This window comes from Desulfohalovibrio reitneri (assembly GCF_000711295.1).
Lineage (GTDB): Bacteria > Desulfobacterota > Desulfovibrionia > Desulfovibrionales > Desulfovibrionaceae > Desulfohalovibrio > Desulfohalovibrio reitneri.
Genome location: NZ_JOMJ01000003.1, coordinates 259,392 through 272,542 on the forward strand (window position 1 = coordinate 259,392; position 13,151 = coordinate 272,542).

The following is a 13,151-nucleotide window of genomic DNA, read 5'->3' on the forward strand; positions in this document are numbered from 1 at the left end:
CCGGGCGGGGGTGTCTAATCCGCTCCCTGCGCTCCCGGCTTCTCCTGGCGGGGCGGGCAGCCCGTCCGGGGCACGGGGCGCAGCCGCCGTGTGTCGAAGCCGAGCCGCGCGGCCTTTTCCCGGAACCGCTCGATCACGGCCGGGTCGGCCTCGGGGGAGCGGGCCAGTATCCACAGGTAGTCGCGGTCGGGAGCGCCCACCAGGGCATGCCGGTAGGCATTGTCCACGGCCAAAATGTGATAGTCGCCCCAGAAGGGGCCGAAGAAGGACACCTCCAGCCGGGAGGGGTCGTCCGGCTCCTTGCGGCGGGCCACGCCCTCGGCCTCCTCCCACTCGCCGTCCTTGAAACAGGTGTTGACCACTCCCACCCGGCCGTCCTCCAGCGGGGTGTAGTCGGCGCGGGTGCAGGCGCAGCCCGCCTCGAAGGAGGTGGGGATGTGCTGCACGGCGTACCAGCGGCCCATGTAGCGCGAGAGGTCCACGTTCTCCGCCGTGGGCAGGGGAGGCGGCGGCGGGCCGCAGGCGGCCGCGCCCAGGGCCAGGGCGGCGGTCAGGACAAGGAGGGCGGCGCGGCGCATCAGATGCGGATGACCACCGGCACCACCACCGGGTCGCGGTCCAGCACCTTGCGGAAGAAGCGGCGCAGGGAGGAGCGGATGCGCTCCTTGAGCTTCTCGGTCTGCGAGGGCGGCACGTTCTCGAAGATGTCCAGCACGATGCACTTGGCGTCTTCGAGGTAGTGGGCGTAGTGCTGTTCGAAAATGAAGCCTTTGGAGAGGATGTCCGGGCCGAGGGTTATCTCGCCGGATTCCTCGTCGATGACCAGGTTGACGATGACCAGCCCCTCCCCGGCCAGAAGCTGCCGCTCCTTGAGCACGGTCACGCCCACGTCGCCCACACCCTTGCCGTCCACGTAGATGTGCTCCACGGGCACGCTTTCCTCGCGGCGGATGGTGCCGTCGGGGTAAAGGGTGAGCGGCTGGCCGTCCTCCAGAACAATGGCCCGCTCCGGGGCCACGCCGCGCTCCACGGCCAGACGGGAGTGCTTGACCAGGTGGCGGTATTCGCCGTGCACCGGCAAGAAGAACTTGGGCTTCACCGCGTCCAGCATCATGGCCAGCTCGGCGCGGTGGGCGTGCCCCGAGGCGTGGATGCCGGCCACCTTCTCGTAGATGACCTCCGCCCCCAGCTTGTAGAGGCGGTTGATGACCTTGGTGATGGCCCGGGTGTTGCCGGGGATGAAGCGGGAGCTCATGATCACCAGGTCGCCGGAGTGGACGTTGATCTGCCGGTGCTCGCCCATGGCCAGGCGGGTCAGGGCGGAGAGGGGCTCGCCCTGGGAGCCGGTGAGCAGCAGCAGCATCTCGGAATCCGGGTAGTCGTTGGCCCGGTCCAGGTCGATGTACACCCCGGGCTCGATGCGCAGGTAGCCGTGCTCGCGGGCCAGGTCGATGTTGCGCCACAGGCTGCGGCCGGAAACGGCCACCTTTCGGCCGTGCTTGGCCGCCAGGTCGAAAACCTCCTGCATGCGCTGGATGTGGGAGGCGAAGAGGGTGAAAAGGATGCGGCCGGAGCACTCGGTGAAGAGTTGGTCCAGGCTGGCGTGGATCTCCGATTCCGCCAGGGCGAACCCCTCCCGTTCCACGTTGGTGGAGTCGGACAGCAGCAGGGCGCAGTCTTCCCCGGAAAAGCGGGAGAAGGCGTCGAGGTCGGTGACGTGGCCGTTGGAGGGCGTGCGGTCCACCTTGAAGTCGCCGGAGTGGACGATGCGCCCGGCCGCAGTCTCAATGCCCAGGCCGAAGCCCTCGATGATGGAGTGGCAGACCGGGATGAAGTTCACGGCCATCTCGCCGAGCTGCACGCGCTCGTGGTCGCGCACGGTGTTGCAGGTGACGTAGGGCTCCAGGCCGTGCTCGCGCAGCTTGTACTCCACCAGGGCCATGGTGAAGCGGGAGCCGTACAGGGGCGCGTCCACATAGGGCAAAAGCCAGGGCAGGGCGCCGATGTGGTCCTCGTGGCCGTGGGTCAGGACGATGCCGCGGAGCTTGTCCTTTTTGGCCAGCACGGTGTCGAAGCGGGGTATGACCACGTCCACCCCGAAGAGGTACTCCTCGGGGAACATCAGGCCGCAGTCGACCATGACCATGTCCCGGTCGGTCTCCAGCAGCATGCAGTTCATGCCTATCTCGCCGAGACCCCCCAGGGGGGTCAGCGTCAAACTATCCATGTAATCCAAGCTCCATATACGCGTCGCGCAACTGGCGGCGGAGGTCGTCGCGGAAAACGTCGCGCTGCTTGAGCGTGTAGTGTTCGGCCGGGTTGAAGGGGGGCAGCGCCCGGACGAAAACGGTTCCGGATCGCACGCGCAGCGATTTGGCCGCCATCACGCCGCCCGACCCGCGTATGGCCAGGGGCGCGGTGCGCAGGCCGATCTTGGCCGCTTTCAGGGCCAGGATCATGCCGCCCGTGCGGAAGGGCAAAAAGTCGTGCGGGTCCGGGTTGCGGGTGCCTTCGGGGAAAACCAGCAGGGAGATGCCCTCCCGCCCGGCCTCGGCCGCGGCCCGGTCCAGGCTCTTCATGGCCGCCAGGGAATTGCCCCGGTCGATGGGCACGTGTCCCACGCGGCGCATGGCCGGGCCGAAGATGGGGATGCGAAACAGCGACTCCTTGGCCACGAAGCGCAGCCGATGCCCGGAGAGCAGCCTGAAGAGCACCAGAATGTCGAACATGGACTGGTGGTTGGCCAGGAAAACGTACGGCTCTCCCGGGGTCAGCGCGTCCAGGTCGGCCTCAACCCGCACACCCGCGGCCCACAGGGCGATGCCGGACCAGTTGCGATGCACCCAGTCCGCCAGCCTGGGGACGAGCAGGCTGGTGGAGGCCAGCACCAGGGTGGCCGGGATGAATATGAGGTAGAAGAATACTGTTCGCATGGCGTTTCGACCGCAGGGACGGTAGCCCAAAAGACCCCGGGAAACAAGCGGTGATACGGCTTGGCACGTCCGTTGCTCAATATGGGGCGGGACGTCAAACATCTGGAGGACGCCGTGAACCCGCAGTACGCCGCCACCATGCTCACCGAGTTCGCCGGACCGGGCGAGGCCATGCACCGCATCGATTACGAGGACGTGTCCCTGACGTCCGCCGCCCTGAAAACCATCCGCGCCGCGGGCGAGGCCATGCTGGCCGCCCACGCCCCGGCCGGGAACGTGGGCGGGCTGAGCAACGCCAAGGCCCTGGCCCTGTTTTTGGACGGCGTGTACTGGGACGAGGATTCCGGCGACCTCATGCTCTGCTCCCGCCTCTCCGAACGCACCTTCTGCCTGCCCATCCCCCGCGACCAGTGGGGCGTGCGCCGCACCGGCCACGTGCATTAGCGTCGGAATGCCGACGCCCCTCCCACGGCGATTTAGGGCCAAATTCCTTCGCTACCGCCGCTTTTTTCCGGGTAAAAGGCGGCGGTAGCGCTGCTTCCGTGTATGCGGTACAGGCATGAACGGATTTGATACCAGTTGGATGGGAGGTGGGTGATGCGCTGTTTCCGAGCAATCTTTTCCCTGGCCGCGGGGCTGGCGCTGGTCGCGCTTCTCTGCGGCTGCGGCCAGGACGGCCCCCCCGGAAACGGGGCGGCTTCCTCTCCCAGGGAAGTGGACGTGGTGCGGGCCGAGCCCCGCGACGTTGTCACCAGCAGGGAGTTCCCCGGCACGGTCGCGGCCCGTCGCACCGTGGACATCCGCGCCCGCGTTGACGGCTGGGTGCTGGAGCGCCATTTCGCCGAGGGGGCCATCGTCGAGGACGGGCAACTTCTCTTCACCATCGAGCCGCAGAGCCTGGACGACTCCCTCAAGGCGGCCAGGGCGCAGCTCAAGAGCGACCAGGCCAGCCTGTCCCTGGCCAAACGCGAGTACGAGCGCTTCAAGGAGCTGGTAGAGTCCGGCGCGGTCAGCCGCAACCAGTTCGACAAGGCCAAGACCGCCTTTGAAGAAGCCCAGCAGGCGGTGCAGCGCAGCAAGGCCAACGTCCGGCAGGCATCCACCCAGTTCAGCTACACCGAGGTGCGCGCGCCCTTTACTGGCCGCATAGGCCGGGCCGATGTCAATGTGGGCGCGCTCGTCTCCTCCGCCGAGCGCACCAGGTTGGCCACCATCTCCACCCTGGATCCCATGTACGTGGATTTTTCCCTGCCGGACGAGTTGTTGCTGGTTTTCCAGAAGCGGGCCATCGCGCAGGGGCGGGCCTTCGACGAGAAGGACCCGCAACAGCGGGCGGTGAACATCCGGCTGCTGCTGGGCGACGGAACCCCTTACCCCCACCCCGGCGAGTTCGACATGGCCAACCGGGCCATTGACAACCGCACGGCCTCGCTCAAGGCGCGGGGCGTGGTGCCCAATCCTGAGGCTGCCCTGCTGCCGGGCCAGTACGTGCGCGTGCGGCTGCCCGTCGGGCGGCTGTCCGGGGCCATCGTGGTGCCGGAGGAGGCCCTTTTCTTTCTGCAATCCAAGCCCATGGTCTGGGTGGTGGACGGCCAGGGCAAGGCCAGGCGCGCCGGCGTGGTGCCGGGCGAGACCGTGGCGGCCGGGCGCATCATCAAGCAGGGGCTGGCAGAGGGCGCGCTGGTGGTGGTGTCCGGCACGACCGGCCTCAGGCCGGGCGAGGCGGTCAAGACCAAGGTGGTCCAGGCGAAAAAAAGCGGGGCGGACGGCGACAGCGCTCCCCCGGCGTCGGCCAACGCCACGGCGAAAGCGTCCTCCAACGCCACCTCCGGGAGCTAGGCCGTGGTCGGTTTCTTCATAGACCGCCCCATCTTCGCCTCGGTCGTCTCCATAGTCATCACCCTGCTGGGCGCGCTGGCCCTGGTTGAGCTTCCAGTGGCCCAGTACCCGGATATCACCCCGCCGGTGGTCAGCGTCACCGCCGCCTACCCCGGCGCCTCGGCCGAGGTGGTGGAGGAGAGCGTGACCACGCCCATCGAGGAGCAGATCAACGGCGTGGAGAACATGCTCTCCATGAGTTCGGTCAGCTCCAACGACGGCACCATGAGCCTGGACGTGACCTTCGAGACCGGCACGGACCTGGACATGGCCGCGGTGGAGGTCCAGAACCGCCTGGCCCTGGCCACCCCCAAACTGCCCGCTGACGTCACCCGCACCGGCGTGGCCGTGAAGAAGCGTTCCACCTCCATGCTCATGGCGGTCACCCTGCATTCGCCCAAAGGGGTGTACGACAACCTCTTCATGAACAACTACGCCCTGATTAACCTGCGGGACGAGCTGGCCCGCATAAACGGCGTGGGCAGCCTGCAGGTCTTCGGCTCCGAGGACTATTCCATGCGGATATGGCTGGACCCCTCCCGCCTTTCCCGCCTGGGGCTGACCGCCACGGACGTGATCAACGCCGTGCGAGAGCAGAACGCACAGGCCCCGGCCGGACAACTGGGCCAGCCCCCGGCCCCGGACGACCAAGCCTTCCAGTACTCGGTGCGGATGCAAGGCAGGCTGGTCACGGAGGGGGAGTTCAAGGACATCATCCTGCGGGCCGAACCGGACGGCGAGGTGGTCCGCCTGGGCGACGCGGCCCGGGTGGAGATGGGTGCCGAAGGGTACAACGCCTTCTCCCGCGTGGACGGCGAACCGGCCACCAACCTGCTCATCTATCTCCAGCCGGGGGCCAACGCCCTGGAAGTCTCGCAAAAGGTCCTGGACCGCATGGAGGAACTGTCCGCGGCCTTCCCCGAAGGGCTGGAGTATTTCGTCCCCTTCGACACCACTAAATTCGTCAACGCCTCCATAGACGAGGTGGTCAAGACCTTCGCCGAGGCCCTGCTGCTGGTTTTCGCGGTGGTGTTCATCTTCCTGCAGAGTTTCCGGGCTACGCTGGTGCCCATGGTGGCCGTGCCCGTTTCCCTCATCGGCGTTTTCGCCGTGTTCATGGGCGTGGGCTTCTCCATCAACACCTTCACCCTCTTCGGGCTGGTGCTGGCCATCGGCCTGGTGGTGGACGACGCCATCGTGGTGGTGGAGGCGGTGCAGCGGCTCATCGACGACGAGGGGCTGTCCGCCCGGGAGGCCACCCACAAGGCCATGCGGCAGGTCACCGGCCCCATCGTGGCCACCTCGCTGGTGCTGGTGGCGGTCTTTCTGCCCGTGGCCATGATGGCGGGTCTCACCGGACGGCTCTTCGAGCAGTTCGGCGTCACCCTGGCCCTGGCCGTGCTCATCTCCACCGTCAACGCCCTGACCCTCTCCCCGGCCTTGTGCGCCCTGCTGTTGGGGCCGCGCAAGGAGGCCGGGGGGCTGCTTGGCCGCTTCTTCGGCGTGTTCAACGCCGCCTTCGCGAAGTTCACCTCCGGCTACTCCGCCGGGGTGCAGGGCCTGTTGCGGCGCGGAGTGCTGGCTGTGGTCCTGCTGGCGATCTTTTTCGGTGCCGCGGCCTTTTTGCAGAGCAGGCTGCCTTCGGGCTTCCTGCCCCAGGAGGATCAGGGCTACTTCATCGTCTCAGCCCAACTGCCCGAGGGGGCCGCCCTGCGCCGCACCGACGCCATGGTGGCCAAGCTGGAGGACTACCTGACCAAGGCCGACGGCGTGGACCACATCATGAGCCTGGGCGGCATGAACATCCTCGACTCCTCCCAGACCTCCTACAACGCGGCGCTCTTCGTGACCCTCACCGACTGGGACGAGCGGCTCCCCCAGGGACTCACCCTGAAGCGCATTATCGCGGGGGCGCGGGCGCACTTCGCGGGCATCAAGGACGGGCAGGCCATGTGCTTCATTCCGCCGTCCATTCCCGGGCTGGGCAGCACCGGCGGCTTCACCATGGAGCTGCAGGACAGCTCGGGCCGTTCCATCGACGAGTTCCAGGAGGTGGCCGGGCGGTTCATCGGCCAGGCCAACCAGCGTCCGGAGGTGGGCTTCGCCTACACCACCTTCTCCACGGATGTGCCCAGGGTGCGCCTGGACCTGGACCGGGACAAGGCCAAGATGCTCGGCGTGCCGCTGACCGAGATTTTCTCAAGCCTGCAAACCTTCCTGGGCGGCTACTACGCCAACGACTTCACCCGCTTCGGCCGCAACTACAAGGTCATGCTGCAGGCGGAGAGCGGGTACCGCTCCGACGTCTCCTCCCTGGGCGACTTCCATGTGCGCAACGAGGAGGGGGACATGGTCTCCATGGAGTCCCTGGTCTCGGCGGAGCTGACCTCCGGGCCGGAGTCCATCAGCCACTACAACGTCTACCGCTCCATCTCCATCAACGGTCAGGCCGCCTCCGGCTATTCCTCGGGGCAGGCGCTGGCGGGCATGGAGGCGGCGGCCGAATCCCTGCCGCCGGGCTACGGCTTCGAGTGGACCGGCACGGCCTACCAGGAGAAGCTGGCCGCGGGGAAGGCCAGCGGCAACCTGGCCCTGGCCGTGGTCATGGTATTCCTCTTCCTGGCGGCGCTGTACGAGTCGTGGACCATCCCCTTCGCCGTGCTGCTGGCCGTGCCCTTCGGCGTGCTGGGCGCGGCTGGGGCGCAGCTTCTGCGCGGGCTGGACTTCGACGTCTACGGCCAGATCGGGCTGGTCATGCTCATCGGGCTGGTGGCCAAGAACGCCATCCTCATCGTGGAGTTCGCCAAGATGCGCCAGGAGGAGGGCGGTCTGCCGCCGGACCAGGCGGCCCTGGAGGCGGCCAAGCTGCGCTTTCGGGCCATCCTCATGACCTCACTGTCCTTCATCCTGGGCGTGGTGCCCCTGGTCGTGGCCAGCGGCGCGGGCGCCGCCTCCAGGCACGCCCTGGGCACGGCCGTCTTCGGCGGCATGATCTCGGCGGTGGTCCTGGCCACCCTCTTCGTGCCCAGCCTCTACACCCTCATCCGCCGCCTGGCGGAGCGGGTGCGCCCGGCCAAAGGCCCGAAGTGAACCGCATGGCCCGAGGCGCATGAAAAAGGCCCCGTCCCTGGCCAGGGACGGGGCCTTTTTCATTGAACAGGGAAAGCGGGGCTATCCGGCTTCCGCCTTGGCTTCCTCCATCACCTTCTCGGTGATGTGCGGCGGTGCTTCCTCGTAGTGGGAGAACTCCATGGTGAAGAGGCCCTGGCCGCCGGTCATGGACCGCAGATCCGGGGCGTAGCGCAGGATCTCGTTCATGGGCACGTGGGCCTTGATCTCGGTGACGCCGCCGGTGGAGTCGGAGCCGAGCACCTTGCCCCGGCGGCCGGAGAGGTCGCCGATGACGTCGCCCATGTACTGGTCGGGCACGCTGACCACCACCAGCATGTAGGGCTCCAGCAGCTTCATGCCCGCCTGCTCGCAGGCCTTCTTGAAGGCCAGGGAGCCGGCCACCTTGAAGGCCATCTCCGAGGAGTCCACCGAGTGGTAGGAGCCGTCGTACAGGGAGACCTTGAAGTCCACCACCGGGTTGCCGGAGAGGTAGCCTCGCCGGGCCGCCTCCTGGATGCCCTTGTCCACGGCCGGGATGTATTGCCGGGGGATGGCCCCGCCCACAATCTGGTCCACGAACTCGTAGCCCTCGCCGTGGCCCAAGGGTTCGATCTTCACGAAGCAGTCGCCGAATTGCCCGCGCCCGCCGGACTGCTTCTTGTGGCGGCCCTGCACGTCGGCCTCGCCCTTGAAGGTCTCGCGGTAGGGGACCTTGGGGGTCTTCAGGACCACGTCCACCTTGTAGCGGCGCCTGGCCTTCTCCACGCTGGTCTCGATGTGCAGCTGGCCCATGCCGGAGAGCAGGATGTCGGAGCTTTCCTCGTCGCGGAAGAGGCGCAGGGTGACGTCCTCCTCCACGATTTTCTGCATGGCCTGGTAGACCTTGTCCTCGTCGCCCTTCTCGGCCGGGGCCAGGGCGTAGGTGATGAGCTGCGGCGGCAGGGCGGGCCGGTCCAGGGTGAAGGGCTTCTTCTCGTCGCACAGGGTCTCGCCGGTGTGGGTCTCCTTGAGCTTGGCCACGGCCACCACGGCCCCCGGGCCCATGGGCTGCTTGAGCCCGTTCTGCTCCTTGCCCTTGAGCAGGATGAGGGAGCCGACGCGCTCCTTGGCCCCGCTGTCAGGGTTGAGCAGGGTGGAGTCGGGGGAGAGGGTGCCGGAGAGGACGCGCAGCACCGAAAGCTTGCCCGCGAAGGGGTCCACGATGGTCTTGCATACGAAGGCGGCCACCGGCTCGTCCGGGGAGGAGGCGCGCTCGCTTCCGTCTTCGCCAACCCAGGCGGGGTGGTCCAGGGGGGAGGGAAGCAGGTCCTGCGCCGCGTCCAGAAGCTGCTGGCCGCCGGCGTTTTGCAGGGCGGAGGCGGGCACCACCGGCACCAGTTCGCCAGCGGCCACGCCCTTGGAGAGGCCCTTGCGCACCTGGTCGGGGGAGAGTTCGCCCTCTTCCAGGTAGGTCTCCATGAGCTCCTCGTCGCTCTCGGCGATGTTTTCCACCATGGTCTCGCGCAGTCCGGCCACTTCCTCGGCCATGTCGCCGGGCACCGCGCCCTCGGTGAAGCCGCCCTTGCCGTCGAAGAACAGGGCCTTGTCCGCGAACACGTCCACCACGCCCTTGAAGTCCTCGCGCTGGCCGATGGGCACGTAGAGCAGCACCGGGCGGATGCCCAACTGTTCCTGCAGGGAAGCGAAGGCCGCCTCGAAGTCGGCCCGGTCGCGGTCCATCTTGGTCAGGCAGCACAGGGCGGGCAGCCCGGCGTCGGCCACCTGGGACCAGATTTTGCGGGTCAGCGGCTTGACCCCGTCCACGGCGTCGATGACCAGCACCGCGCCGTCGGCCGCGGTGAGCAGGAAGGGAAGGTCGCCGGAGAAGTTGCTGTCCCCGGGGCAATCGATGAGAAAATGCGGGTTCTTCTTCCAGTCGAAGCGGGCGAAACCGGGCTGGATGCTGCCCCCCCGCTTGACCTCTTCGGGTTCGTAATCAAGCGTCGTGTTGCCCTCCTCGGTGTTGCCGAGGCGGTTGGTGGCTCCGGCCGCGAAAAGCAGCATCTCGCCCACCATGGTCTTGCCCGAGCCGCCGTGTCCAACCAGCGCATAGGTGCGCTGCCCCTGAAGTCCATCCGACACACCCACTCTCCTTCCCTTGTCGGTTGCGGCCAAAAACCATTCCTCTTTTCCGCCTGTTGGGCTAGAAAAAAGGAATACAAGGATTCAAGCTATAGGGACTGTGACACGAGCTTGTCAAGCAGCCGCCGTGGTTGGAAATGTTCTTCAACCTGTCTGAATGAATAGGTTTTCATGTTGTTTTGCCTAAGGAGGTTTCCATGCCGATCCGATTCGCCGTTCCGTTGGCTGTTTTCCTTGTCGCCCTGCTGCTGGACGTTTCCGGGTGCACCACCATCTACGGCTCCGCCGTGGACGAGCGCACGGTCTCCCAGCAGACCGACGACCAGAAGATCAATTCCACCGTTACCGCCAGGCTCATCGACGCCGACGACGTCAGCGCCATGGACATCTCGTCCTCCACCTTCCTGGGCCACGTGTACCTGGTGGGGGTGCGCACCTCGCCCGGCATGGGGGAGCGGGCCAGGGAGGTCGCCGCCTCCGTGGAGGGAGTGAAGGCCGTGACGGTGGATTTGCTGGAGCCGGACCCGAACGCCTGCTCCAAGAGCGAGTGGCTGGACCTGCGGGCCAGCCTGAACAAGGACCTCATCGCGGACAAGCTGGTGCCCGCGCCCAACGTGCATCTGGCCACGCCGCAGTGCCACGTCTTCCTGACGGGGCTGCTCGGCAGCCAAGCGGAGATAGATCGGTCCGTGGAGATCGCCGGGCGTCATCCCAAGACCGCGGGCGTGACCTCGTATCTGCGGGTGTACAACGCCCCGTCCGGGGACTAGCCCAGGGCCAGCAGCCGCCGCCCCCAGGCAACCTGCCCCAGGGAGACGCAGGCGTCGCCCGGAGGGAGCTCGCGGTGGACCAGCGGGGTCAGGCCGCGCGCGGCCAGTTCGCGCGGCAGGTCCACGGCCATGGTGCGGTTGAGCAACACGCCGCCGGACAAGGCCACGGTCCGGGTTCCGGCCTCCCGGGCCATGGTCTCGGCCGCGTCGGCCAGCCCGCGCGCCAGCCCGGCGTGGAAACGGCGGGCCGCCGCGTCCCGCCCCACTCCGGCACGCACGTCCGCCACCAGGGCGGCCAGCAGCTCCAGCGAATCCATGACCCGCACCCCGGCCTCGTCCGCCTCGCGCAGGGGCAGGGGGTAGGCCCCCTCCACGGCCCGGGCCTGGGCCTCCTCCAGCAGAATGGCCGCCTGGGCCTCGTAGTCGATCTTCCGGCACAGCCCCAGCAGGGCGGAGGCGGCGTCGAACAGGCGGCCGCAGCTTGACGACGGCGGGCAGTTCAGCCCCTTGGCCAGCATCTGGGCCACCACCCCGGCGGCCTGGGCCTCGCGCTCCATCCACGGCCAGCCCTCGGGCGATTCGCCCAGGGCGTGCAGGGCGGCCTGCCCCATGCGCCACACTTGGCGGATGGCCTGTTCGCCCCCGGGCAGGGGCAGGTGGGCCAGTCGGGCCAGGCGGCGGTGCGCAAGGGACGCCGGGTCCACGTACAAAAGCTCCCCGCCCCACAGGCCGCCGTCCTCGCCGAAGCCGGTGCCGTCCAGGGCCAGGCACAGGGCTGGCTCCTCGAAGCGGTTTTCGGCCAGCACGGCGTGGGCGTGGGCGAAGTGGTGCTGCAGCCCGGCCGTGGGCCAGCGGTCCTGTTCGGCCGCGTACCGGGTGGTCATGTAGTCCGGGTGCAGGTCGTGCACCAGCAGTTCCGGCTCCACCCGCAGGATGGACCGCAGGTGCTCCTGGATCTCCTGGTGGAAACCGAAGGTCTCCAGGTTCTCCATGTCCCCGATGTGCTGGGAGACGAAGGCCTGGTCCCCCTTGCTCAGGCAGAGGGTGTTCTTCAGCTCCGGCCCCACGCCCAGCACGCGGGGGCCGTCCCCGGGCAGGAAAACGGGCGAGGGCGTCCAGCCGCGCGCCCGGCGCAGAAACTGTGTGCGGCGGGTCGTTTCGACTGCTTTCGGGCAATCGGGGCCGGCGGGCAGCACCCGGGTCACGGAGTCGTCCGCCCGGATGAGGATGTCGCGGTCGTGCAGCAGAAAGAGGTCGGCGATGTCCGAAAGCCGCGACAGCGCCTCGCGGTTGCCCAGGGCGATGGGGTCGCCGGAGCGGTTGCCCGAGGTCATGACCAGGGCGGGCGGGCTGTCCCGCAACGCGCGGAAATGGTGGAAAAGCACGTGGTGCAGCGGGGTGTAGGGCAGCATTACCCCGAGGTATTCCGTGTCCGGCGAAAGCCCTGGAGCCAGGCCCGCGTCCGGGCGGGCGCGCAGCAGTGTGATGGGCCGTTGCGGCCCGGCCAGCAGCTCCGCCTCGGCCTCGTTCACTTCGGCCAGGGCGCGGGCCGCCTCCAGGTCCGGGACCATGACCGCCAGGGGCTTGCCGTGGCGGTGCTTGCGGCGGCGCAGTTCCGCCACCGCGCCCTGGTCGGCCGCGTCTACAGCCAGGTGGAAGCCGCCCAGCCCCTTCACGGCCGCGATGCGGCCCCTGTTCAGTTCCTCCGCCAGCCTCTCCAGCGCCTCTCCGCCCTCGGCCAGCTTTTCGCCCCCGGCGTCGGTGAGCCACACGCGCGGCCCGCACTCCGGACAGGCGTTGGGCTGGGCGTGGAAACGGCGGTCCAGCGGATCCTCGTACTCCTCCCGGCAGGCGGGGCACAGGGGAAAGCAGGCCATGGAGGTCTCGGGCCGGTCGTACGGGATGGAGCGGGTGATGGTGTAGCGGGGGCCGCAGTTGGTGCAGTTGATGAAAGGGTAGAGGAAGCGGCGGTCAGCCGGGTCGAAGAGTTCCCGCAGGCAGTCGGCGCAGACGGCGGTGTCCGGCGAGATGAGCACGTTGTGCCCCTCCCCGGCGCTGCTCTTGTGGATGGCGAAGGACTCCTCGCCCTCCACCTGGGGGGCCTCCTCCCGGTCCAGGGATACGATGCGGGCCAGGGGCGGGGCGCGTTCGGCCAGGTCGCGGCCGAAGCCCTCCACTTCCTCGGAAGGCCCCTGCACTTCCACCACCACGCCGTCGGGAGTGTTGGCCACGTGCCCGGTGAGGCCGCGCTTGACCGCGCGGCGGTAGACGAAGGGCCGGAAGCCGACCCCCTGGACCTGCCCTGTGACGGTGAATCGCGTCCGCTTCATCGGGCGTG

General features: G+C 68.1%; 9 protein-coding genes. 4 read left to right on the top strand and 5 right to left on the bottom strand.

Going from position 1 to position 13,151, the window contains the following annotated elements; genetic code table 11:
- Positions 1 to 14 precede the first annotated feature (14 nt).
- The 3 genes from N911_RS16485 to N911_RS0101540 are packed head-to-tail and all read right to left on the bottom strand — an operon-like array spanning position 15 to position 2,933.
- Positions 15 to 578, bottom strand: a complete 564-nt coding sequence (locus N911_RS16485) for a lipocalin family protein (protein WP_081859017.1) — start codon at positions 576 to 578, stop codon at positions 15 to 17.
- Entirely contained in the window at positions 578 to 2,227 is a 1,650-nt protein-coding gene (locus N911_RS0101535) for a ribonuclease J (RefSeq protein WP_029893691.1), read from the bottom strand. Before N911_RS0101535 ends, N911_RS16485 begins: the two co-directional genes overlap by 1 nt.
- Positions 2,220 to 2,933, bottom strand: a complete 714-nt coding sequence (locus N911_RS0101540) for a lysophospholipid acyltransferase family protein (protein WP_029893693.1) — start codon at positions 2,931 to 2,933, stop codon at positions 2,220 to 2,222. Before N911_RS0101540 ends, N911_RS0101535 begins: the two co-directional genes overlap by 8 nt.
- An 81-nt stretch (positions 2,934 to 3,014) precedes the next feature.
- Between N911_RS0101540 and N911_RS0101545 the strand changes: the two genes are divergently transcribed.
- From N911_RS0101545 to N911_RS0101555, 3 genes are all read left to right on the top strand, one after another.
- On the top strand, positions 3,015 to 3,377 hold the full coding sequence (locus N911_RS0101545) for a hypothetical protein (RefSeq protein WP_138774307.1): 363 nt from the start codon (positions 3,015 to 3,017) through the stop codon (positions 3,375 to 3,377).
- 153 nt (positions 3,378 to 3,530) lie between these two features.
- Entirely contained in the window at positions 3,531 to 4,772 is a 1,242-nt protein-coding gene (locus tag N911_RS0101550) for an efflux RND transporter periplasmic adaptor subunit (RefSeq protein WP_051693814.1), read from the top strand.
- Positions 4,773 to 4,775: 3 nt separating this feature from the next.
- Positions 4,776 to 7,901 carry an efflux RND transporter permease subunit gene (locus N911_RS0101555; RefSeq protein WP_029893698.1) on the top strand — a complete coding sequence of 1,042 codons (3,126 nt, stop codon included), beginning with the start codon at positions 4,776 to 4,778 and terminating at the stop codon, positions 7,899 to 7,901.
- An 81-nt stretch (positions 7,902 to 7,982) separates the two neighbouring features.
- Here the strand turns inward: N911_RS0101555 and fusA are convergent, their stop codons facing one another.
- Positions 7,983 to 10,043, bottom strand: a complete 2,061-nt coding sequence (fusA, locus tag N911_RS0101560; RefSeq protein WP_029893700.1) for an elongation factor G — start codon at positions 10,041 to 10,043, stop codon at positions 7,983 to 7,985.
- 197 nt (positions 10,044 to 10,240) lie between these two features.
- Here fusA and N911_RS0101565 point away from each other — a divergent pair, with 197 nt between their 5' ends.
- On the top strand, positions 10,241 to 10,813 hold the full coding sequence (locus tag N911_RS0101565) for a BON domain-containing protein (protein WP_029893702.1): 573 nt from the start codon (positions 10,241 to 10,243) through the stop codon (positions 10,811 to 10,813).
- On the opposite strand, the gene hypF is transcribed toward N911_RS0101565, so the two are convergent.
- Positions 10,810 to 13,143 carry a carbamoyltransferase HypF gene (hypF, locus tag N911_RS0101570; RefSeq protein WP_029893704.1) on the bottom strand — a complete coding sequence of 778 codons (2,334 nt, stop codon included), beginning with the start codon at positions 13,141 to 13,143 and terminating at the stop codon, positions 10,810 to 10,812. The two genes, N911_RS0101565 and hypF, sit on opposite strands and share 4 nt — an antisense overlap.
- Positions 13,144 to 13,151 lie beyond the last annotated feature (8 nt).

What these genes read in the sequence shown, in the direction of transcription:
- N911_RS16485 (WP_081859017.1), bottom strand. Translation starts at nt 578, where the DNA reads ATGCGCCGCGCCGCCCTCCTTGTCCTGACCGCCGCCCTGGCCCTGGGC.
- N911_RS0101535 (WP_029893691.1), bottom strand. Translation starts at nt 2,227, where the DNA reads ATGGATAGTTTGACGCTGACCCCCCTGGGGGGTCTCGGCGAGATAGGC.
- N911_RS0101540 (WP_029893693.1), bottom strand. Translation starts at nt 2,933, where the DNA reads ATGCGAACAGTATTCTTCTACCTCATATTCATCCCGGCCACCCTGGTG.
- N911_RS0101545 (WP_138774307.1), top strand. Translation starts at nt 3,015, where the DNA reads ATGGGGCGGGACGTCAAACATCTGGAGGACGCCGTGAACCCGCAGTAC.
- N911_RS0101550 (WP_051693814.1), top strand. Translation starts at nt 3,531, where the DNA reads ATGCGCTGTTTCCGAGCAATCTTTTCCCTGGCCGCGGGGCTGGCGCTG.
- N911_RS0101565 (WP_029893702.1), top strand. Translation starts at nt 10,241, where the DNA reads ATGCCGATCCGATTCGCCGTTCCGTTGGCTGTTTTCCTTGTCGCCCTG.
- hypF (WP_029893704.1), bottom strand. Translation starts at nt 13,143, where the DNA reads ATGAAGCGGACGCGATTCACCGTCACAGGGCAGGTCCAGGGGGTCGGC.